Consider the following 22,130-nt stretch of genomic DNA (forward strand, 5'->3'; position numbering starts at 1 on the left):
GCGATAGCGGGAAACGATCCGGCAGATTCGTGGACAACGACACCCAACGGCATAATCCCCATAATCATCTATGCTCGTTCAGCGGCCCCGCGACGCAATTTCCCGAAATCGATGGCGCGCCGCTCAAAACAAACGAGAGGAGTAGGGATATGATAGATATGCAATTTGGTGGTTTGCTCGGCCTGATCATCCTGTTTTTCGATATCTGGGCCATCATTCGTGTCATTCAAAGTTCGGCGGGTGCAGGTGCGAAAGCACTCTGGATCATCCTCATCCTGCTCCTGCCAGTCCTGGGTTTGATTCTTTGGTTCTTGCTGGGCCCCAAGAACTGAGCACGACTCGCTACCGGGTGGGGCGATGATTCATCCGTTGGCGCTGCCAACCTGTTATTGTCTCTCCACCACTCCAATCGAGCCCAAACCATGAAGGATTCAAAAACCGTATTGCTCGGTGCCGGTCACCAACTGTCCTATCTGAATAGCGGCATGATCAACCGCCACGGCCTGATCGCCGGGGCAACGGGCACGGGTAAGACCGTCACCCTGCAGGTGCTTGCCGAACAGTTTTCCCGCCTCGGGGCCCCGGTATTCGTCGCCGATATCAAGGGCGATCTCTCGGGTATTGCAGCTGCCGGCAAACCGCACCCGAAGATCACCGAGCGTGCGGTCAAGATGGGGCTGGAGCCCATCACGTTCAGTGCCAATCCGGTGATTTTCTGGGATGTCTATGGCGAACAAGGTCATCCGCTACGTTTGACCATCTCGGAACTGGGACCCGTGGTACTGGCCCGATTGCTCGGCCTGAACGAGCTTCAGGAAGACATTCTGCAGATCGTCTTCCAGATCGCCGACGATCAGGGTCTGCTCCTGCTCGACCTCAAAGATCTCGACGCGCTGCTCAGGCATATCGACGAAGACACCAACCAGTATCAGAGCGACTACGGACGGATTTCCCGGCAGAGTCTCGGCGCGATCATGCGCACCGTCACGGCCTTCAAGCGAGAAGGGGCCGAACAATTGTTCGGGGAACCGGCCATTTCACTGGATGATCTGCTCATCCAATCCGAAAGCGGCGCCGGGATGATTCACGTTCTGGCCGCCGATCGGCTGTACCGAGAGGGCCCGCAGGTCTACGCCGCATTGCTACTGTGGCTACTTTCAGAGCTGTTCGAGCAGATGCCGGAAGTTGGCGATCCGGAAACACCAAAATTCGTCCTGTTCTTCGACGAGGCCCACCTGTTGTTCGACGATGTTCCGAAGCCGCTGGTGGACAAGATCGAACAGGTGGTCCGTCTGATCCGCTCCAAGGGCGTCGGTGTGTACTTCGTCACACAGAACCCGCTGGATCTGCCCGAAACCGTACTCGGTCAATTGGGAAACCGTATCCAGCACGCGCTGCGGGCATTTACCCCCCGCGATCAGAAAGCGGTCCGGGCCGCGGCGCAAACCTTCCGCAGCAATGCCGCCGTCGATGTGGAAACCGTGATCACCACGATGGGTGTCGGTGAAGCGCTGGTCTCGACACTGGACGTCAAGGGCATGCCCACGCCCGTCGATCAGGTACTTCTTCGACCGCCGGTCAGTCGGATCGGGCCGCTGACCTCAGAGGAGCGATCAGCCATCATCCTGCGATCCCGATATCGGGGACGATTCGATCAGCCGATCGACCGCGAGTCGGCTTTCGAACACCTCAAGGCACGGCGCGATGCAGCCGAACGGGCCGAAGTCCAGGCCGAACAGGAAAGCGAACGCGCGACTGCTCGCCAGAAAACCACGGAGCGGCCTGAGCCCAGAAGCCGTCGGCAGAGCCCGATGGAAGCCTTCGTCACCAGTGCCGCCCGGGCCATCGGCAGCCAATTGGGACGTCAACTCCTGCGCTCATTGCTCGGCAGCCTGAAGCGCTAACGCCCACGACAACGCGTGCCTTATCCCCACAAAGCAATCGCGGAGAAATCGGTTCGGCGATCCGCCTGGGGAGCCGATCGATAGGAAAAGGGGAAAAATTTACGCATAATGCACGCAACTAACCGGTTCACGCTCCACGCATCGCCAAGGAATTTCGGCGACTCGTGGGTCGTCGGATGGACGCCTAACGGCCCCATCCCCGGCTAACCATTTGTTTTAGAAATCGCCGAACTGCATGGGCAGTAATCCGGCGAGGTGTGCAACAGGCAAAACCTCGCCGTTGCCGCATGTGTTTCGTTTCCGAAGGAGTATCCGTGTGACCCAATTTCAAGATCATGATCCGCAAGAAACCCGCGAATGGCTCGATGCCCTGGAGGCCGTCGTCGCCTTCGAAGGCACCGACAAGGCGCGTCATCTGATCGGCTCCTTGATTGAAGCGGCCCGCAAACACGGTATCGATACCCCTTACTCAGCTACCACGCCCTACATCAACAGCATCCCGACCGAGAAAGAGCCGCCCTACCCCGGTGACCGGCAGATCGAACAGCGCCTGCGCGCGCTCGTCCGCTGGAATGCGATGGCCATGGTGGCACGTGCGAACAAACATACGTCGGTCGGCGGGCACATCGCGTCCTACCAGTCCAGCGCCACCATGTACGAAGTCGGTTTCAACCACTTCTTCAAGGGACCGGATCATCCGGAAGGCCCGGACATGGTGTTCTTCCAGGGCCACGCCGCACCCGGCATGTATGCTCGCGCCTTCCTTGAGGGGCGCATTTCCGAAGAACAACTGATCAACTTCCGTCAGGAAGCGCATAAGAAAGGCCTGTCCTCTTACCCGCACCCCTGGTTGATGTCCGATTTCTGGCAGTTCCCGACCGTCTCCATGGGTCTGGGTCCGTTGATGGCGATCTATCAGGCGCGTTTCATGAAGTACATGGACGGACGTGGTCTGACCAAGGCCAACACCCGCAAGGTCTGGGCGTTCCTCGGCGACGGCGAGATGGACGAACCCGAGTCCCTGGGCGCCATTGGTCTAGCCGTCCGCGAGAAGCTCGACAATCTGGTCTTCGTCGTCAACGCCAACCTGCAGCGTCTCGATGGCCCCGTGCGCGGCAACGGCAAGATCATCCAGGAACTGGAAGGCACCTTCCGCGGCGCCGGCTGGAACGTCATCAAGGTTCTTTGGGGTCCGGGCTGGGACGAACTGCTGGCCAAGGACACCTCCGGCAAGCTCATGCAGCGCATGATGGAAGTGGTCGATGGCGAATACCAGGCCTACAAGGCGAAGGATGGCGCCTTCGTGCGCGAGAACTTCTTCGGAAAGTACCCGGAAACGGCGGAACTCGTGAAGAACATGACGGATGACGAAATCTTCTCACTCACCCGTGGCGGTCACAGCCCGCGCAAGATGTACGCAGCCTACAAGGCGGCCACCGAACACAAGGGTCAGCCTACCGTCATCATCGCAAAGACCGTCAAGGGCTACGGCATGGGCCCGTTCGGCGAAGGCGCCATGACCGCGCACAACCAGAAGAAGCTCGACGTGAACGGCCTCAAGTACTTCCGTGACCGGTTTGGCCTTCCGATTTCCGACAGTCAGCTCGAGAACGAGGTCCCGTTCTACAAGCCGGACGACAGCAACGAACTCATCAAGTATCTGCACGAACGCCGCCAAGCGCTCGGCGGCTACCTGCCCTCGCGTCACGATCGCGCCGAATCCCTGCCCACGCCGGCCCTCGAAGCCTTCGACATGATCCTCAAGGGCACGGGCGAGCGCGAAATGTCCAGCACCATGCTGTTCGGCCGGATTCTGGCCATCATCCTGCGCGACAAGGCGCTGGGTAAGCGCGTCGTCCCGATCATCCCCGACGAGGCGCGCACCTTCGGCCTCGAAGGCCTGTTCCGCCAGGTGGGTATCTATGATCCCGCAGGCCAGCTGTACGAGCCTGTCGATGCCGACCAGGTCTCTTGGTACAAGCAGGCAACCAACGGGCAGGTATTGCAGGAAGGCATCAACGAGGCCGGCTCCATGTCCTCCTGGCTGGCGGCGGCCACGGCCTATGCCAACTACGGCGAGGCCATGATCCCCTTCTACATCTACTACTCCATGTTCGGCTATCAGCGGGTGGGCGATCTCGTCTGGCTGGGCGGTGACATGCGCGCCCGCGGATTCATCATCGGCGGCACCGCGGGACGAACCACACTGGAAGGCGAAGGCCTGCAGCACCAGGACGGCCACAACCTCGTATTCTTCAGCGCGGTGCCAAACTGCAAGGCCTACGATCCGACGTACGGCTACGAAATGGCCGTCATCATTCGGGCTGGCCTGCAGGAAATGTTCACCGAGAAAAAGGATCTGTTCTACTACATCACCGCGATGAACGAGAACTACCCGCACCCCGCGATGCCAGAAGGCGTCGAGGAAGGCATTCTCAAGGGCCTGTACCCCCTGCGCACGTCCAAGGCCAAGCACAAGCCACGCGTTCAGCTTCTGGGTTCCGGAACGATCCTCCGCGAAGTCGAGCAGGCGGCCCGATGGCTCGAGGCCGACTGGGGCGTCACGGCCGACGTCTGGTCAGCCACGAGCTTTAGCGAGCTCGCCCGCGAAGGTCAGGAATGCGAACGGGAGAACCGCCTGCATCCCGACCAGGCCGCGCGAATTCCCTACGTCACCCAGACTTTGGCTACGACCAAGGGTCCGATCATTGCGGTGACCGACTACATTCATCTGTACACGGAACAGGTACGCGCCTATATGCCCCGGCGTTATGTCACGCTCGGTACGGACGGCTTCGGTCGGTCCGACACACGCGAGGCGCTTCGCCGCTTCTTCGAAGTGGATGCCGCGCACGTCGTGGTTGCCGCGCTCAAGGCGCTGGTGGATGAAGGCACCCTGGATGCCAAGGTGGTCTCCGATGCCATCCAGCGGTACGGCATCGACCCCGACGTCGCGACGCCGCGTGCCCGCTGATTTGCACCCGAACCATTCGCACTCCGCGTCCTATTCACGCGGAGCTCACGACTCAAGCCTATGGAGCCATCACGCATGACCGTGAAGTCAGTCACCCTGCCGGATATCGGCAACTACAAGGATGTACCCGTCATCGAAGTACTGGTTGCCGTTGGCGACCGTATCGAGAAGGAACAATCCCTCATCACCCTTGAATCCGACAAGGCGACGATGGAAATCCCCTCCCCCTTTGCAGGGATTGTTCGACGCGTGATGGTCAAGACCGACGACAAGATGAACATTGGCGACGTCATTGCCGAAATCGAAGCCACCGAAGAAGCCGCCGATCCGGCCCCCGCACCAGAAACATCGCCATCGGCTGAATCTTCCCCTTCGACGCCGACCCCGTCCGAGGCGCCGCAACCGGTCCCTCCTGCAACCGCCCCAGTGCCGGCAACGGCTACAGCACCTGCGGCAGCACCCTCGTCCGAAAGTTATCCGGTCAACGCACCCACCAGTGGTGCCCGCTTCCATGCCAGTCCCTCCGTCCGGGCCTTTGCCCGGACGCTCGGCGCAGACCTGAGCAAGGTCGTTGGCACGGGCGTTAAGAATCGCATCCTCAAATCCGATGTGGAGGCCTTCGTCAAGCAGGCCCTGACCGCTGCCAGTGCTTCGCCTGGGACCACGGGCGGCGCTGGCATTCCGCCGTTGCCCACCATCGATTTCAGCCAGTTCGGCGAAACCGAGACCGTACCGCTCTCACGGATTCAGAAGCGTTCGGGCAAGCACCTGAGCAGCTGCTGGCTGAACATCCCGCACGTCACCCAATTCGACGAAGCCGACATCACCGACCTTGAAGCCTTCCGCCAATCGCTCAAGACTCGCGCCGAAAAGGCCGGCGTCAAACTCACGCCGCTCGTGTTCATTCTGAAGGCCGTGGCGCGCGTCCTCGCGGAACAGCCGAAATTCAATGCCTCCCTCGATGCCACCGGCGAGAACCTGATTCTCAAGAAATACATCCATATCGGTGTTGCCGTCGACACGCCCAACGGGCTTGTCGTACCCGTGATTCGCAATGTGGATCAGAAGGGATTGTTCGCCCTATCCGCCGAGCTGGCCGAAGTCAGCAAGCGCGCGCGTGACGGCAAGCTCAGCCCGGACGACCTGTCCGGCGGCTGTTTCTCCATCTCCAGCCTCGGCGGCATCGGTGGAACGCAATTCACCCCGATCGTGAATGGTCCCGAAGTCGCCATTCTTGGCGTCTCGCGGGCGAAAATGGCACCGGTGTGGCAGGGCGACGCCTTCGAACCGAGACTCATGCTGCCGCTGGCACTCTCGTACGACCACCGTGTGATCGACGGCGCCCAGGGCGCGCGCTTCATCACCGCACTTTCGAGCGTTCTGAGCGATCTGCGCGAACTGATTCTGTAAGAAGGCACGCATTCCATGGCTACGACTGAAACCCTGAAGCTCCCCGATATCGGCAATTTCGACAAGGTCGAGGTGATTGAGGTCCTGATCGCACCTGGCGACCTGATCGAGGCTGAAGCCTCCCTGCTGACCCTTGAGTCGGACAAGGCGACGATGGAAATTCCCGCCCCCAAAGCCGGAAAGATCGTCGACGTATTGGTCAAGGTGGGCGACAAGGTCGGCAAGGACGATCCCATTGCCACCTTGGAGCCTGTGGCCGCTTCTGCGGATAGGCAAAGCACCGAAACGGAGCCGAAACCCATCGAAACGCCCGCTGCGACGCAAGCTGCGCAGGCCCCCACCCCCGCATCAACAACGCAGGCCGACCATCACTGCGACGTCCTCGTGCTCGGTGCAGGCCCCGGGGGTTACACCGCGGCCTTCCGAGCGGCCGATCTGGGCAAGCAGGTCATCCTCATAGAACGCTACGAGCAGATTGGCGGGGTCTGCCTGAACGTGGGCTGCATTCCCTCCAAGGCGCTGCTGCACGTTTCCAGCATTCTCAACGAGACCCGCGAGATGGCTGATCACGGCGTAACCTTCGCCGAACCGACAATCGACCTCGACAAGCTGCGCGGCTTCAAGAACGGCGTGATCAGCAAGTTGACGGGCGGCCTCAAGCAGCTGGCGAAGCAGCGCAAGGTCACCATCCTTCAGGGCGTCGGCCAGTTTTCCGGCCCCAACCTCCTGACCGTGACCGCAGCCGACGGCAGCCAAACCACGGTCGGCTTTACGAATGCGGTGATCGCCGCCGGCTCCCAGCCCGTCAAACTGCCCTTCATTCCCCATGACGACCCCCGTGTTATGGACTCCACCGACGCCCTGGACCTTGCCGACATCCCGGCGCGGATGCTGGTGATCGGCGGTGGGATCATCGGCCTGGAAATGGCACAGGTCTATGCCTCGCTGGGCACCAAGATCACCATCGTCGAGCTGGCCGACACCATCATTCCCGGTGCGGACAAGGACATGACCCGCCCGCTGCTCAAGGCCATCCGTAAGCGCTACGAGAACATTTATCTCGGCAGCAAGGTCACCGCCGTCACGGCGACACCCGACGGTCTCGACGTCAACTTCGAAGGCAAGGACGCGCCTGCCACCGATCGCTTCGACAAGATCCTCGTGGCGGTCGGCCGAGCGCCCAACGGCAAGAAGCTCAACCTTGAGGCAGCCGGGGTCAATGTGGACGATCGCGGCTTCATCGCCGTGGATCAGCGCATGCAGACCAACGTCCCGCACATCCATGCCATCGGCGACATCGTCGGCCAGCCCATGCTGGCGCACAAGGCGGTTCATGAAGGCAAGGTGGCTGCGGAAGTGATTTGCGGCCACCATGCCGCCTTCACACCCATCACCATTCCCAGCGTGGCCTACACTGACCCCGAAATCGCCTGGGCAGGTCAGACCGAAGAACAACTCAAGGCCGCCGGTGTCGACTACGAAAAAGGCGCTTTCCCCTGGGCAGCATCGGGTCGGTCGCTCAGCCTCGGCCGCGACGAGGGGATCACCAAGGCCCTGTTCGACAAGGAAACGCATCGCCTGCTCGGCGTGGGCATCGTCGGCCCCAATGCGGGCGAACTGATCGCGGAAGCTGTCTTGGCCATGGAAATGGGTGCGGACATGACGGATATCGGGCTCACCATCCATCCGCACCCCACCCTGTCCGAAACCCTGGGCTTCGCAGCGGAAATGGCCGAGGGCACGATCACCGACCTGATGCCACCCAAAAAGCGGGGTTGATCGAACGTCCACAGGGGGTGAATGTTTCCGGTACATGACAAGGGAACAGCCCAGCAATCAGAGTTTTATCTTGATAGATAGAAACGATTGAGTGGGGTTTCCCGCCAAAATTGGCTAGGCTTACCGCCCATTCCCATTCCATAGGATGCGTGTATTTTGACTGCCTACCTATTATTCGCCCTGCTGGGTGCATTTTCCGGCCTTCTGGCCGGATTGTTGGGCATCGGCGGCGGACTCATCATTGTTCCCGTCCTCCTCTTCCTATTCCCGATCATTGGCCTGGCAGACTCCGGTCACCTGGTACACATTGCCATCGGGACCTCATTGGCAGCCATTGTATTCTCCTCGATCTCATCCGTACTCGCCCACCATCGGCATGGCGGCGTGATGTGGTCCTTGTTTGCCAAAATAGTCGGCAGTGTGGTGATCGGGGCGATACTGGGCTCATCCATTGCGCACCTGCTACCGGGCGAAATCCTGAAGAAGGTATTCGGCGTCATCGAAATACTGATCGCCATCCAGATGGGTGTCGGGCGGCAGCCTTCAGCGAAGCGCAATCTTCCCGGCATCATTCCCCTGAATATTTTCGGCACGGGCGTCGGAGCAACGGCATCCATCATGGGCATGGGTGGCGGTGCACTGACGACGCCATTCTTTCTCTGGTGTAACGTAGCTGCACGGAATGCCATCGCGACCAGTGCCGCAATCGGACTGCCCACATCTGCCGCAGGCGCGTTGGGTTATGTGCTGACCGGTTGGGGCCAGAGCGGTTTGCCTGACTGGTCTTTCGGTTATGTCTATCTCCCCGCCCTGATCGGGATCGTCATCCCCAGCTTCATCTTCGCCCCTATTGGCGCGGGTTTGACACAACGCCTGCCCGCCAAGACCCTGAAACGAATTTTTTCGGTAGTCTTGGCCATTCTGGGCATCAACATGCTGGTGCACTGATGAGAGTCGCTATCTACCCTGGCACCTTCGATCCGATCACCCTGGGACACGTGGACCTGGCGCGACGGGCAACCCATCTGTTCGATCGTGTCATCGTCGCGGTTGCCGCAGCCTCGACGAAGTCACCGCTCTTTACCCTGGAAGAACGCACCGAAATGGCCCGGATCGCGTTATTGGAGCTACCGAAAATAGAAGTGAAGCCCTTTTCCGGTCTGCTGGTCGATTTCGCGCGCGAAGAACAGGCCAGTTCGATCGTACGAGGCTTGCGCGCCGTCTCCGACTTCGAATACGAAATTCAACTGGCGGCAGTCAATCGACGCCTGGCCCCGGACATCGAAACCGTATTCCTCTCGCCTGCGGAAGAGTTGGGCTTCATTTCCTCGAGCATTGTGCGTGAATTGGCACGCCTGAAGGGCAATGTACAAGGTTTTGTGCCACCCCATGTTGCGGCGGCATTGGCGCGCGTGCACGCCAACTGAGGCAAAACGGCGCTATATTCTGTAGAATCACCGCTCAGAACGTGGATCATCCTTGACCCGGTCAAGACGTGCCCCTCGAACGGTCCATGATGGCGGCCCTGCCGCAACATGCCGCTCAGGGAATGGTCAGGATGAGCCGCATTGCCGTACGACAGTTAGGACTGCGGCGCAAACAACCCATACCCGCGCGGCGATCGCCTTCATGGCGGTCCTGCCCCACGACCATCTGCCGGGAGGAACTTTAATGTCTCTACTGATTACCGACGAATGCATCAACTGCGACGTCTGCGAGCCGGAATGCCCGAATGGCGCCATTTCGCAAGGCGCTGAGATCTATGAAATCGCGCCGAACCTGTGCACCGAGTGTGTCGGGCACTACGATACGCCGCAATGTGTGGAAGTATGTCCGGTGGACTGCATCATCCTGGACCCGGAAAATCCGGAAACAAAGGATGAGCTCATGGAGAAATATCATCTGATCAACGACTGATCAGCAGTATCCGTCATCCGGATAAAGAGGAAATGCGAGCGTCGAAGCTGAACCGTTAGGCGATCACTTCGACCAGAGACGGATGTCAGACCCCTTCTGGGGTAATTCGCGCAGCAACCGCCTCGGTCAACGTGCCCAAGGTCCGAAACCATTCGGCATCAACGTCATCATCGGACAACGTCAGTCCGAAACGCGATTCCAACGCCGTCAGCAAAAGCACCACTCCCATCGAATCGAGTTCGGGTATCTCGCCGAGCAAGGACACATCTGCGTCTACGGCAATTGCTTCGTCGGACAGCCCCAGAGTATCAATAACCGTGTCCCGAACTTCGTGCAGAAGTTCAGCCTGGACCAGGATCGTCATGCCTTAGACGCACCATCACCGGAAGCGCAACTGATGACCCGCACGCCGCCCATGTAGGGTTGCAACGCATCCGGAATCAGGACACTGCCATCGGGCTGTTGGTAATTCTCCAGGACCGCGACGAGGGTTCGGCCCACAGCCAGACCAGACCCATTCAGGGTGTGAACCAACTGCGGTTTGCCCTCCGCATCTCGGACGCGCGCCTGCAGACGGCGTGCCTGGAAATCCCGGAAGTTGGAGCAGGAAGAAATTTCACGGTAGCAATCCTGGCCCGGCAACCAGACTTCCAGATCGTAGGTCTTGGCCGCCGAGAAGCCCATGTCACCCGCACACAGGCTCATGACCCGATAAGGCAATCCGAGGGCCTGCAGAACAGCCTCGGCGTGACCGGTCAATTGCTCGAGCACCGCATCGGATTCCTCCGGATGGACAATCTGCACCAGTTCTACCTTGTCGAACTGATGTTGACGGATCATGCCGCGCGTATCGCGACCGGCCGAACCTGCCTCAGAGCGGAAACTCGGTGTGTGCGCGACGAACTTCTGTGGCAAATCGGACGCGGACAACAGGGTGTCTCGAACCAGATTGGTGACCGGTACCTCGGCGGTCGGGATCAGATACCAGTTGGCATCCCCTTTCAGGGCAAACAGATCCTCGGCAAACTTGGGCAGCTGACCGGTACCGTACAGACTATCCCCATTGACGATATAGGGAACGTAGACCTCGGTATACCCGTGCTGCTGCGTATGAAGATCGAGCATGAACTGGGCAAGGGCGCGATGAAGCCGAGCCATTTGGCCGGCAAGGCTGACGAACCGCGCGCCGGTAATTTTCACCGCTTTTTCAAAACTCATGCCCAGTTCGGCGCCCAGTGCCACATGGTCTCGAACCGGGAAATCGAAGCGTGTGGGCTCACCCCAACGACGGACTTCGACGTTGCCCGACTCATCCGCCCCATCGGGGACATCCGCCGCCGGAACGTTCGGCATCTGTGCCAGCAAACGTTCCAACTCGACCTGGATTTCAGCCAGGCGCTGCTTTCCCGCATCCAGGCGGCTGCCCAAATCCCCGATCTGGGCCATCAACTCGGTCGTATCCTCGCCGGATGCCTTCATCTTGCCGATCATCTTCGAACGCGCGTTACGCTCGGCCTGGAGTTGCTCCGTCTCGACCTGTACCGCCTTGCGCTCGGATTCCAGCGCATTGAACGCGGCCACGTCAAAGTCGAAACCACGACGCCGAAGTTGATCGGCAATGGCAACCGGATCAGCGCGTAATATTTTGGGATCAAGCATTTGGGGGAAAAACCTTAGGTAATTTGCTCAGCGAATCAAGCAATATAATCGACTTGCATGATCTCGAAATTGCGTTTGCCGCCAGGCGTGGTCACGACGACTTCATCCCCTACGGACTTGCCAACCAGCGCACGCGCGATGGGGGAATGCACGGAAATCATGTTGGACTTGATATCGGCCTCGTCGTCGCCAACGATCTTGTAGGTGATTTCCTCGTCACTATCGACGTCCAGCACCTGGACGGTGGCGCCGAAGATCACCTTGTCGCCGGGCGGCATCCGGCTGACGTCGATGATGTTCGCATGGGACAGCTTCGACTCGATTTCCTTGATCCGCCCCTCGACGAACCCCTGCTCCTCACGAGCAGCATGATATTCGGCGTTTTCCTTCAGATCCCCAAGCTCGCGCGCCTCGGCAATGGCCTGGATAATCCGGGGCCGTTCCACGCTACGCAGATGCTTGAGTTCGGCTTCGAGTTTGGCCGCACCAGCGGCAGTCATCGGGGTTTGCATTATGAAACACACTCCTTATGGAGATCCTGCAGTCGGTTGACGGTAATGGATTGCTTCAGATAAGCCAGGGCCAGAACCATCGCCTCCGCACCCGCAATCGTCGTGAAGTACGGCACGCGCTGATGCAGGGCCTCGCGACGGATCTGGAAGGAGTCATGGCGAGACTGATTGCTGCTGGTCGTCGTATTGATGATCAGGGCAATTTCCTTGTTCTTGATCATGTCGACGATATTGGGGCGACCCTCCGTGACCTTGTTCACCACATCGACGGTCAGGCCCGCTTCCGACAAATGGCGCGCGGTGCCCCGCGTCGCGCAGAGCGTGAAGCCTTGCTTGGTCAACGCACGGGCCACTTCGGTGGCTGCCGCATAATCATGCTTGCGGACGGAGACGAAGGCCAGACCTTCCGTCGGCAACGAGTTGCCGGCGCCGGCCTGCGCCTTGGCAAAGGCTTCGCCGAACTCGCGACCGATGCCCATCACCTCGCCGGTGGACTTCATTTCCGGTCCCAGCAACGGATCCACGCCGGCAAACTTGATGAACGGAAAAACCGCTTCCTTGACCGCATAGAACGGCGGTACGCACTCGCGGGTAACCCCCTGCTGACTCAACGTGCTACCCGCCATGGCCCGAGCCGCAATCTTTGCCAGGGCCATGCCCACAGCCTTCGAGACGAACGGCACCGTACGGGATGCACGCGGGTTGACCTCGATAATGTAGATATCGTCCCCCTGGATGGCGACCTGGGTATTCATCAGACCGACAACATTCAGCGCCTTGGCCATGGCGGTCACTTGTTCGCGTACCCGTTCGAGAACGGGGGCAGCCACCGTGTAGGGCGGCAATGAGCAGGCAGAGTCGCCGGAATGGATACCTGCCATTTCAATATGTTCCATCAGACCGCCGATCACGACGGTTTCCCCGTCGCAGACGGCATCGATGTCCATCTCCGCCGCATCGTCCAGGAAGCGATCCAGCAGGACCGGGGAATCGTTGGAAACCTTGACGGCATCGCGCATGTAGCGTTTCAGGGACTCTTCGTTATGCACGATCTCCATCGCGCGGCCACCCAGAACGTAGGACGGACGCACGACGAGCGGATATCCGATCTGAGCGGCCAGATGCATGGCCTCCTCGGCGGAGCGTGCCGTCCGGTTCGGCGGTTGCTTGAGACCCAATTCCTGAATCATGGCCTGGAACCGTTCCCGATCTTCCGCCCGGTCGATGGCATCGGGGGTGGTACCGATGATCGGAGCGCCGGCCTTTTCCAGATCGCGCGCCAGTTTCAGCGGCGTCTGGCCGCCGAACTGGACGATCACGCCCTTGGGTTTCTCGACCTCGATGATTTCGAGCACGTCCTCGAGGGTCAGCGACTCGAAATACAGACGATCGGAAATATCGTAATCCGTGGACACGGTTTCCGGGTTGCAGTTGACCATGATGGTCTCGTAACCGTCTTCGCGCAGAGCCAGTGCCGCATGCACGCAGCAATAGTCGAATTCGATCCCCTGGCCGATCCGGTTCGGACCGCCGCCCAGAATCATGATCTTGTCGCGACTGCTCGGTTCCGCCTCGCAATATTGCTCGTAGGTCGAATACAGGTATGCGGTATCCGTCGGGAATTCGGCCGCACAGGTATCGACGCGCTTGAACACGGGGCGTACACCCAGCGCATAACGATGCGCGCGAACGGTGCTCTCGGTCTCATCGAGCAAACGGGCCAACCGCCGATCGGAGAAGCCCATGCGCTTGATGGACAGCATCTCGTCGCGGTCGATCTGGCTCAGCGAGCGGCCACGAAGCGCCTGCTCGCGCTGGATGATCTGCTCGATCTGCGTCAGGAACCACGGGTCGATCATCGAGTGCTCGAATACATCGTTCAGACTGAAGCCGTTTCGGAAGGCCTCGGCGACATACCAGAGCCGGTCGTGCCGCGGTTCGCGCAACTGGCGAATGATTTCGTCCTCGGCATCCTCGGCATCGAGATCGCGATCCAGCACCTCATCGAAGCCATCCATGCCGATTTCCAGACCCCGCAGCGCCTTTTGCAGCGATTCCTGGAAGGTACGGCCGATCGCCATGACCTCGCCCACCGACTTCATCTGGGTCGTCAGGCGGCTATCGGCCTGCGGGAATTTCTCGAAGGTAAAGCGCGGCACCTTGGTGACCACGTAGTCGATCGTCGGCTCGAAGGATGCCGGCGTCGCGCCCTGCGTAATCTCGTTGCGCAGCTCATCCAGGGTGTAACCCACGGCCAGCTTGGCCGCGACCTTGGCGATCGGGAAACCGGTCGCCTTGGAGGCCAGTGCCGAGGAACGGGACACCCGCGGGTTCATCTCGATCACGATCATCTGACCATTGACCGGGTTCACCGCGAACTGAACGTTCGAACCGCCCGTTTCCACACCGATCTTACGCAGTACCGCCAGCGAGGCGTTCCGCATGATCTGATATTCCTTGTCCGTCAGGGTCTGGGCGGGCGCCACGGTGATCGAATCGCCGGTATGCACGCCCATCGGATCGAAGTTCTCGATGGAGCAGATGATGATGCAATTGTCGTTGCGATCGCGCACGACTTCCATCTCATATTCTTTCCAACCAAGGACGGACTGCTCGATGAGAAGCTCGCTCGTCGGCGACAGGTCCAGACCGCGGCGCGTAATCTCCTCGAACTCCTCGCGGTTGTAGGCAATGCCGCCACCCGAGCCGCCCATGGTGAAGGAGGGACGGATGATCACGGGGTAACCAAGCTTGGGCTGCTCGGCAAAGGCTTCTTCCAGCGTATGGACGATAAAGGACTTGGGCGTGGAGAGTCCGATCTCGGTCATCGCCTCCCGGAACCGCTCACGGTCCTCGGCCATATCAATGGCATCTTCGCTCGCACCGATCAGCTCACAGCCGAATTTTTCCAGGACGCCGTGACGTGCGAGATCCAGCGCGCAGTTCAATGCCGTCTGGCCGCCCATCGTCGGCAGGAGTGCGTCGGGGCGTTCCTTTTCGATGATTGCCGCAACGGCTTCCCAGTTGATCGGCTCCACGTAGGTCGCGTCGGCCATGTCCGGATCTGTCATGATCGTCGCAGGATTGGAGTTGATCAGGATGACCCGGTAACCCTCTTCGCGCAACGCCTTGCAGGCCTGGGCACCCGAATAGTCGAACTCACAGGCCTGGCCGATGACGATGGGGCCGGCGCCGATGATGAGAATGCTTTTTAGGTCGGTACGTTTTGGCATGGGTAATTCACAAATTTGCGGTCAGGGGCATCGTTCGGACGGATCCGGATGGGGCGGTATCAGCGCTTGTGCGCGTCGATCTGTTCGACGAACTGATCGAAGAGCAGCCCGAGGTCATGCGGACCGGGGCTTGCCTCCGGGTGCCCCTGAAAGCTGAACGCCGGACAATCGGTTCGACGAATGCCCTGAAGGCTACCATCAAACAGCGAGCGATGGGTGGCCTTGAGATTGGCGGGCAGACTCGTTTCATCCACCGCGAAACCATGGTTCTGGCTGGAGATGAACACCTTGCCGGACTCGATGTCCTGCACCGGGTGGTTCGCCCCATGATGGCCGAACTTCATCTTGAGTGTTTTCGCGCCGCTGGCCAGGGCGAGCAACTGATGCCCCAGGCAGACACCGAAGATCGGCACCTGATGCTTCAGCACTTCGGTAATGGCCTCGATGGCATAGTGACAGGCCGCAGGATCCCCCGGGCCATTGCCCAGGAGAATTCCGTCCGGGTTCATGGCCAGAACCTCTACGGCAGGCGTGGCCGCCGGCACCAGGGTCACGCGGCAACCCCGGTCCACGAGCATACGGAGAATGTTGTGCTTGATGCCAAAATCCCAGGCCACGATTTCGCGCGTCAAGGGCGGGCGGCTCGGGGGATTTTCCGGATCGAGGAACCAGGTACCCTGTTCCCACACGACCGTTTCGGGCGTCGTGACTTCCGGAACGAGATCCATCCCGTTCAATCCGGCAAAACCGCGCGCCTCGGCCAGGGCCCATTCAGGATCGAGGTTGTCGCCCACCTGAATGCAGCCATTCTGTGCGCCCTTGTCGCGCAATACGCGCGTCAGGGCACGGGTATCGATGTCGGCGATGGCGATCAACCCATGGCGCTTGCAGTAGTCCGGCAGCGATTCACGAGCACGCCAGTTGCTGACGGCCGCCGAAGAATCACGAATCACCAGGCCTGCGGTATGCACCGACAGCGACTCGGCATCGTCGTGGTTCACGCCGACGTTCCCGATGTGCGGGTAGGTCAGGGTCACGATCTGGCGGCGATAGGAAGGATCGGTCAGGATTTCTTGATAACCGGTCAACGCGGTATTGAACACCACCTCACCCACGGTTGATCCCGAGGCGCCAATGGACGTGCCATAAAACAGGCTGCCATCTGCCAGAGCCAGTAGCGCAGTGTGTTTCAAGAAAAATCTCCCGTCTAACCGATAGACGAACGCGTTACCGCGGCAACCCGTTCATTTTGATATTTATAATTGTGCAGACCCAAAGCGCGGCGCCGCAGCGCTGCCTGGTTCGAAGCAGGATATGGGCGGGAATTATGCCCGATTAACGCCATTTCTGTCCATGCGCGCCCGGTCTTGCGGCCGCCCTCACTTCAATCCCAGGACATCGGTCATGTCATACATGCCGGGTCGCTGATCCATCAGCCACCGGGCGGCGCGCACCGCACCCTGGGCGAACGTCATGCGGCTCGATGCCTTGTGGGTCAGTTCAATGCGTTCGCCGATACCTGCAAAGAGTACCGTATGGTCACCCACCACATCGCCACCCCGGATGGTCGAGAAACCGATCGTCTGCGCATCCCGTGCGCCGGTATGCCCTTCACGGCCATAGATTGCCACCTCGGACAAATCGCGACCATACGCCTTCGCGACGACTTCACCCAGACGCAGGGCCGTACCGGACGGCGCATCCACCTTGTGGCGATGGTGCGCCTCGATGATCTCCACATCGTATCCCTCGCCCAGCAGGGCCGCCGTTTGGGCCAGTACGCGCTGGAGCACGTTGACGCCGATACTCATGTTCGGTGCGAACACGATGGGGACATCTCGCGCGGCGTCCTGCAGAAGGGCCTTCTGCTCGGGAGAAAACCCCGTCGTGCCGATCACCATGGCCCGACCAGCCTCCCGACACACGGCCAGGTTGTTCAGGGTGGCCTCGATCGAGGTGAAATCGATCAGCACATCGAAGTCCGCACAGGCGGACGAAAGATCGTCACGCACCGGGCAGTGCAAGGTGCCGATCCCGGCAATGAGGCCCGCATCCTGGCCGAGGGCGGCACTGCCCGGGCGAACAAGCGCAGCGCCCAGCGTACATTCGGCATGCTGGACCGTCGCCTCGACCAGAACGCGCCCCATTCGCCCATTGACCCCGGCCACCCCGACTCTGCATGACATCCGCAATACCCCTCAATAACTGACTAACAGGTTAGGCATCATACCGTGAATCGATGGCCTGCTGTGCGAACCACGGGCACCCCGACGCGTGCCAATTTCGCGATTGGCCGCACGCGATCGACACCTGACCTCGATATCTGCTCTCGACATCTGACCCGGGATGAAAATGCGATCTCGATCATTTATCTTTGAGATCCAGCCCACTTCCCTCTCGGTTCTTATTCATGTCCAAGATTCAATTCATCGATCGAGACCAGTTGGCAGCGCGTCTGAAGGAAACCGGCGATGACGCGCGACCGATTCTCCTGATTGACGTGGCCGGAAACGCGCAGGAGGCAACGCTGCCCTGCGCTCACCGGGTGGATTTCGAACGGATCGTTCTGAACCGGGGCGATCGAGCCGGGCTGCTACCCGAAATCAGCGATCTGAACGCCGCGCTTGCTCATACCGGGATCGCGGCGGATCGTCCGGTCGTGCTATTCGATGCCCAGAACGGTCTGGCGGCCAGCCGTCTGGCCTGGACCCTGGCGCTGTGCGGGATCCGGGAAGTATTACTGGTGGATGGCGGACGGACCTCGGTGACAGAACTACAGGATCAGATCCCTGCACCTCAGCCCGAGGCGACCGAACCGCTCCGATACGACTTGGGAAGCCATCATGCCGATGCGGAAACCATCGCCGGGCAACTGGACCGCTGGCTGATCGTGGATGCACGCAGCGAAGCCGAATACGCCGGCAGCGATCGGCGTTCCAAGCACGCCGGGCACATTCCCGGCGCCATACACTTTGACTGGAACTGGTGCATGGATCCGGCACGCCCCGGTTATTTGCGCCCGATCGAAGAGATACGGGCACACATGCATCAACTGGGTATCCGGCAGACCGATGCGGGCAGACCGATTGCCGTGTACTGCCAGAGTCACCGTCGCTCCAGTCTGCTGTTCTGCGTGCTCAAGCACCTGGGATTCGACGATGTGCGCGGCTACCCGGGCGCCTGGTCGGACTGGGGGAATCGAGACGATATGCCGATTACCTGCGCCTTGGCGGAATCGACGCCGGAATCGGAATCCTGAGAAACCCAACTTGGGCTGTTGCGTGGGCGAATGAGGTGTACGCCCGCATCAACTCCGGAAAAAATGCTCCCGGTAATAGACCAGCTCGCCGATGGAGCCGCGAATATCATCCAGTGCCTGATGGGTCGCGTTCTTCTTGAGCCCCTGGAGCAGCTCGGGATGCCACCGGCGGGCCAATTCCTTCACTGTCGACACGTCCAGATTGCGGTAGTGGAAAAACTGTTCCAGCTGCGGCATGAGACGCACCATGAACCGGCGGTCCTGACAGATGCTGTTGCCGCACATGGGCGACTTGCCCGGAACCGCCCAGGATTGCAGGAATTCCAGAGTCTGCAATTCGGCCTGACGCATGCTCACCTGACTTGCCAATACCCGCGCGATCAAGCCGCTTTCGCCATGAGTCCGCTGATTCCACTCGTCCATGCCATCCATGACGCTTTTCGGATGATGAATCGCAATGACCGGCCCTTCGGCCAGGATATTGAGATGCTTGTCGGTCACGAGGGTGGCCATTTCGATGATCGTATCGGTCATCGGGTCCAGCCCCGTCATCTCGAGATCGATCCAGACGAGATTTTCCGTGGGTTCAACAGTGTTCATGCGCGCTCTTCTGAGGGTTCGGTGGCTTACAATTCGCTCAGCAGACTAACATGAAAACTGCGGTCATCGAACCCGAAACCATCCGCTCGCGAGGAGATCGATCATGGAAACACACACCCCGCTTCACGCACGATGGCACATCGAAAATGCGCATCTCGCCACCACGATTCAAACCGGGGACTACAAGAGCGCCGTGCTCCTGGTCAATGCCATTGCCTACCTCGCCGAACAACACCAGCACCACCCGACGATGACCCTTGGGTATAATCGACTGGATATCCGCATCACGACCCATGATGCGGGCCGTCTGACGGAAAAAGACCATCGCTTGGCATTCGAGATAGACCGTTTGCTGGCACACTGACGCCCCAGCCCGCCCCATTCGCAACGGGACAAGCACGGAGCCAGGTCCGTAAACCCTCGGAAAAACCCTGTCAGGAAGCACTGCATGACCGAAGTCATCGATCAGGAACACCAAACGGAGATCGCCGCCCTCATTCGCGACATTCGCGACGTGATGGCCCGCAATCGTCTGGTGGAAGGCCTGGTCGATCGCGCCCAGGAGAACAATCATGCCCTGGTCGAGAAGATCGTCCACAAGCAGAATCTGACCCGCCTCTCGAAAAAGCTGGAAAAACTCCATCCCGCCGACATCGCCGTGATTCTCGAAGCGCTGCCACACGAGGAGCGGATGGCGATATGGGAACTCGTGCATTCGGACATCGACGGCGAAGTCCTGCTTGAAGTTTCCGATGCCGTCCGGGAAAGCCTGCTCGCTGCGATGGACCGGGACGAGCTGGTCCAGGTCGCCAATAATCTCGATGCGGACGAACTGGCCGACCTGGCGCCCGATTTGCCCGAACAGATCATGCAGGAGGTATTCACCGCCCTGCCCCTGGCCGACCGGGAAAAGCTGAAATTTGCACTATCCTACGGCGAGGACACGGTGGGCGCCCTGATGGACTTCGACCTTGTCACGGTCCGGGCGGACGTAAACATCGACGTTGTCCTGCGCTATCTCCGCCGGATGGACAACCTGCCGGATCATACGGACAAGCTCTTCGTCGTCGACCGCTATGGTCAATTCGAAGGCGTCCTCCATCTCAAGACCCTGCTGCTGAGCGATCCCGATGCAGAGGTCAGCCAAGTGATGGCCCGCGACGTGGTTCGATTCCACCCGGAGGACAAGGCCCGCAACACGGCAGATGCCTTCGAACGCTACGACCTCATCAGTGCGCCAGTCACCGACGAGAACAACCGACTGATTGGCCGGGTCACCGTGGATGCCGTGGTCGACTTCATCCGCGAGGCCAGCGACGAAGAACGACTCGCCCAGGTCGGTCTTCGAGAGGAAGAGGACATTTTCGCCCCGATTCTCAAGAGCGTACGCAACCGGGCACCCTGGCTCGCCGTCAATCTCGTCACCGCTCTAATCGCTTCCCGCGTCATCGGCCTGTTCAGCGGCGCGATCGAACAGCTCGTTGCACTGGCTGCGCTGATGCCCATCGTGGCCGGCATGGGGGGCAATGTCGGCAACCAGACCATCACCATGATCGTCCGCGAACTGGCGTTCCGCCAACTGGGCAACGACGACATCCGCCTGCTTTACAGCAAGGAGATGCGCATTGCCCTGATCAATGGCCTCGTCTGGGGCTTCATCCTGGGACTGATCACCTTTCTCCTCTACCAGGGACTCGCCCTGTCCGCCGTGATGATGGCGGCCGTAACCCTCAACTTCCTGACGGCCGCCCTATTTGGCGTCACCATACCGGTCGTACGGATGAAACTGGGTCGGGATCCGGCGCTGGGCAGCTCCGTGCTGATCACCGCCATCACCGACTCCGGCGGCTTCTTCATCTTCCTGGGGCTCGCAACCCTCTTCCTTTTGCGCTAATTGCCGGTTTCGATGAAATCCAGACTGACCGATCGTCAAAAACACCATATCGCGACACGCCAGGCTACCTCGTCGCGCGAGCTGGAACCCGGCACCGTCGTCACGCATCACGGCACCGAACTGATTATCGAAACGCGCGATGGTGTGCTCCGGCGCGGCAAGGCCCGCCGCACTCTCGGCGCACTGACCACGGGGGATCGGGTGGGCTGGCACACCGGCGAGGACGAGCGGATCGTCATCGAACAGCTCCACCCACGAAGCAATACGCTGATTCGCCCGGATACCCATGGCAAACCCCGGCTGATGGCCGCGAACATCGATCAGGTGCTGATTGTCGTCTCGTCCAAACCCTGGATGAATCCGAGCATCATCGAGCGCACGATCGTCGCCACACTCGATCTGCCGGCCACGCCACTGATTCTGTTGAACAAGATCGACCTGCTCGACGAGACCGACCCGGCCATCCGGCAGGAAATGACTGAAGCACTGGACATCTGGCGGCAGCAGGGCATCGAAATATTGCCGGTCAGTACGAAAACCGGCGTCGGAATCCCCGAGCTGAAGGCGGCACTCGCCGACAATGTCTCGATGATGATCGGACTCTCCGGCGTCGGGAAGACCTCCCTCGCCCGATGCATCACCGCCCAGGCCTCGAAGGCCGCCATCCAGGCACTGTCGGAACACAGCCAGGAAGGACAGCACACCACGCGCAACAGCACGCTCTACCGACTCGACGATCTACCTGGCGGCCTGATCGACGCGCCGGGCGTACGGGATTTCGCCGTTGCGGCACAGAACCCGCAAGCCATCGACCGGGCCTTTCCGGATATCGTGGAACTGGCCGCCGGTTGCCGTTTTCACAACTGTACCCACGACCAGGAACCGGATTGCGCCGTCCGCTCGGCCGTCGCCGAACAGCAACTCGATGCCCGACGCTTCGAGAACTACCAAAGTCTCAAGCGCGAGCGTGTCCGCTGAACCGCCACGTC

At 60.2% G+C, this 22,130-nt stretch carries 18 protein-coding genes and 1 pseudogene; 12 read left to right on the plus strand and 7 right to left on the minus strand.

Features of this window, described 5'->3' with window-relative positions:
* Positions 1-29 precede the first annotated feature (29 nt).
* From A9404_RS13745 to A9404_RS03295, 8 genes are all read left to right on the plus strand, one after another.
* The gene (locus A9404_RS13745) at positions 30-332 is read left to right on the plus strand and encodes a PLDc N-terminal domain-containing protein (RefSeq protein ID WP_456064522.1); all 303 of its coding nucleotides are present in this window, start codon (positions 30-32) and stop codon (positions 330-332) included.
* Between the two features lie 90 nt (positions 333-422).
* Entirely contained in the window at positions 423-1,904 is a 1,482-nt protein-coding gene (locus A9404_RS03265) for a helicase HerA-like domain-containing protein (protein ID WP_066098630.1), read from the plus strand.
* Between the two features lie 316 nt (positions 1,905-2,220).
* The gene (gene aceE / locus A9404_RS03270) at positions 2,221-4,878 is read left to right on the plus strand and encodes a pyruvate dehydrogenase (acetyl-transferring), homodimeric type (RefSeq protein ID WP_066098632.1); all 2,658 of its coding nucleotides are present in this window, start codon (positions 2,221-2,223) and stop codon (positions 4,876-4,878) included.
* Between the two features lie 60 nt (positions 4,879-4,938).
* Entirely contained in the window at positions 4,939-6,288 is a 1,350-nt protein-coding gene (aceF, locus tag A9404_RS03275) for a dihydrolipoyllysine-residue acetyltransferase (protein ID WP_082922702.1), read from the plus strand.
* Positions 6,289-6,303: 15 nt separating this feature from the next.
* A complete protein-coding gene (gene lpdA / locus A9404_RS03280) occupies positions 6,304-8,067 on the plus strand; it encodes a dihydrolipoyl dehydrogenase (protein ID WP_066098635.1) in 1,764 nt (587 codons plus the stop codon).
* A 156-nt stretch (positions 8,068-8,223) separates the two neighbouring features.
* A complete protein-coding gene (locus A9404_RS03285) occupies positions 8,224-9,015 on the plus strand; it encodes a sulfite exporter TauE/SafE family protein (RefSeq protein ID WP_066098637.1) in 792 nt (263 codons plus the stop codon).
* The gene (gene coaD / locus A9404_RS03290; RefSeq protein WP_066098639.1) at positions 9,015-9,494 is read left to right on the plus strand and encodes a pantetheine-phosphate adenylyltransferase; all 480 of its coding nucleotides are present in this window, start codon (positions 9,015-9,017) and stop codon (positions 9,492-9,494) included. The genes A9404_RS03285 and coaD overlap by 1 nt, the downstream gene beginning before the upstream one ends.
* A gap of 244 nt (positions 9,495-9,738) precedes the next feature.
* Complete coding sequence (locus tag A9404_RS03295; RefSeq protein WP_066098640.1) at positions 9,739-9,984, plus strand: YfhL family 4Fe-4S dicluster ferredoxin; 246 nt, start codon at positions 9,739-9,741, stop codon at positions 9,982-9,984.
* 85 nt (positions 9,985-10,069) lie between these two features.
* Here A9404_RS03295 and A9404_RS03300 read toward each other — a convergent pair whose 3' ends face one another.
* The 6 genes from A9404_RS03300 to dapB all read right to left on the minus strand — a co-directional run bounded on the left by A9404_RS03300 (position 10,070) and on the right by dapB (position 17,574).
* Positions 10,070-10,348: an acyl carrier protein gene (locus A9404_RS03300; protein WP_066098642.1), complete on the minus strand. Its 279-nt coding sequence runs from the start codon at positions 10,346-10,348 to the stop codon at positions 10,070-10,072.
* Positions 10,345-11,643 (minus strand): serine--tRNA ligase, encoded by a 1,299-nt coding sequence (serS, locus tag A9404_RS03305; protein ID WP_066098644.1) that lies wholly within the window; start codon positions 11,641-11,643, stop codon positions 10,345-10,347. Before serS ends, A9404_RS03300 begins: the two co-directional genes overlap by 4 nt.
* 35 nt (positions 11,644-11,678) lie before the next feature.
* The gene (gene greA / locus A9404_RS03310; protein WP_066102709.1) at positions 11,679-12,158 is read right to left on the minus strand and encodes a transcription elongation factor GreA; all 480 of its coding nucleotides are present in this window, start codon (positions 12,156-12,158) and stop codon (positions 11,679-11,681) included.
* Positions 12,155-15,388, minus strand: a complete 3,234-nt coding sequence (gene carB / locus A9404_RS03315; RefSeq protein WP_066098645.1) for a carbamoyl-phosphate synthase large subunit — start codon at positions 15,386-15,388, stop codon at positions 12,155-12,157. Before carB ends, greA begins: the two co-directional genes overlap by 4 nt.
* Before the next feature lie 59 nt (positions 15,389-15,447).
* Positions 15,448-16,581, minus strand: a complete 1,134-nt coding sequence (gene carA, locus A9404_RS03320; protein ID WP_066098647.1) for a glutamine-hydrolyzing carbamoyl-phosphate synthase small subunit — start codon at positions 16,579-16,581, stop codon at positions 15,448-15,450.
* Between the two features lie 186 nt (positions 16,582-16,767).
* Positions 16,768-17,574, minus strand: a complete 807-nt coding sequence (gene dapB / locus A9404_RS03325; protein WP_066098648.1) for a 4-hydroxy-tetrahydrodipicolinate reductase — start codon at positions 17,572-17,574, stop codon at positions 16,768-16,770.
* Positions 17,575-17,798: 224 nt separating this feature from the next.
* On the opposite strand from dapB, the gene A9404_RS03330 reads away from it, so the two are divergent.
* Entirely contained in the window at positions 17,799-18,647 is an 849-nt protein-coding gene (locus A9404_RS03330) for a sulfurtransferase (protein WP_066098650.1), read from the plus strand.
* A 48-nt stretch (positions 18,648-18,695) separates the two neighbouring features.
* Here the strand turns inward: A9404_RS03330 and orn are convergent, their stop codons facing one another.
* Positions 18,696-19,247, minus strand: a complete 552-nt coding sequence (orn, locus tag A9404_RS03335) for an oligoribonuclease (RefSeq protein ID WP_066098652.1) — start codon at positions 19,245-19,247, stop codon at positions 18,696-18,698.
* 97 nt (positions 19,248-19,344) lie between these two features.
* Here orn and A9404_RS03340 point away from each other — a divergent pair.
* The 3 genes and pseudogenes from A9404_RS03340 to rsgA all read left to right on the plus strand — a co-directional run.
* Positions 19,345-19,611, plus strand: a pseudogene (locus tag A9404_RS03340) (4a-hydroxytetrahydrobiopterin dehydratase); the annotation flags it as partial.
* An 84-nt stretch (positions 19,612-19,695) separates the two neighbouring features.
* Positions 19,696-21,141: a magnesium transporter gene (gene mgtE, locus A9404_RS03345; RefSeq protein ID WP_066098656.1), complete on the plus strand. Its 1,446-nt coding sequence runs from the start codon at positions 19,696-19,698 to the stop codon at positions 21,139-21,141.
* 12 nt (positions 21,142-21,153) lie between these two features.
* Positions 21,154-22,119 (plus strand): ribosome small subunit-dependent GTPase A, encoded by a 966-nt coding sequence (rsgA, locus tag A9404_RS03350; RefSeq protein WP_066098658.1) that lies wholly within the window; start codon positions 21,154-21,156, stop codon positions 22,117-22,119.
* Positions 22,120-22,130 lie beyond the last annotated feature (11 nt).

The sequence above is a fragment of the Halothiobacillus diazotrophicus genome (assembly GCF_001663815.1).
Taxonomy (GTDB): Bacteria; Pseudomonadota; Gammaproteobacteria; order Halothiobacillales; family Halothiobacillaceae; genus Halothiobacillus; species Halothiobacillus diazotrophicus.

Excerpts from the sequence above, each read along its gene's own strand:
- A9404_RS03330 (WP_066098650.1), top strand. The coding sequence starts at position 17,799 with ATGTCCAAGATTCAATTCATCGATCGAGACCAGTTGGCAGCGCGTCTG.
- lpdA (WP_066098635.1), top strand. The coding sequence starts at position 6,304 with ATGGCTACGACTGAAACCCTGAAGCTCCCCGATATCGGCAATTTCGAC.
- mgtE (WP_066098656.1), top strand. The coding sequence starts at position 19,696 with ATGACCGAAGTCATCGATCAGGAACACCAAACGGAGATCGCCGCCCTC.
- aceF (WP_082922702.1), top strand. The coding sequence starts at position 4,939 with ATGGAGCCATCACGCATGACCGTGAAGTCAGTCACCCTGCCGGATATC.
- rsgA (WP_066098658.1), top strand. The coding sequence starts at position 21,154 with ATGAAATCCAGACTGACCGATCGTCAAAAACACCATATCGCGACACGC.
- coaD (WP_066098639.1), top strand. The coding sequence starts at position 9,015 with ATGAGAGTCGCTATCTACCCTGGCACCTTCGATCCGATCACCCTGGGA.
- A9404_RS03295 (WP_066098640.1), top strand. The coding sequence starts at position 9,739 with ATGTCTCTACTGATTACCGACGAATGCATCAACTGCGACGTCTGCGAG.
- A9404_RS03265 (WP_066098630.1), top strand. The coding sequence starts at position 423 with ATGAAGGATTCAAAAACCGTATTGCTCGGTGCCGGTCACCAACTGTCC.
- orn (WP_066098652.1), bottom strand. The coding sequence starts at position 19,247 with ATGAACACTGTTGAACCCACGGAAAATCTCGTCTGGATCGATCTCGAG.
- A9404_RS03300 (WP_066098642.1), bottom strand. The coding sequence starts at position 10,348 with ATGACGATCCTGGTCCAGGCTGAACTTCTGCACGAAGTTCGGGACACG.
- dapB (WP_066098648.1), bottom strand. The coding sequence starts at position 17,574 with ATGTCATGCAGAGTCGGGGTGGCCGGGGTCAATGGGCGAATGGGGCGC.
- carB (WP_066098645.1), bottom strand. The coding sequence starts at position 15,388 with ATGCCAAAACGTACCGACCTAAAAAGCATTCTCATCATCGGCGCCGGC.
- serS (WP_066098644.1), bottom strand. The coding sequence starts at position 11,643 with ATGCTTGATCCCAAAATATTACGCGCTGATCCGGTTGCCATTGCCGAT.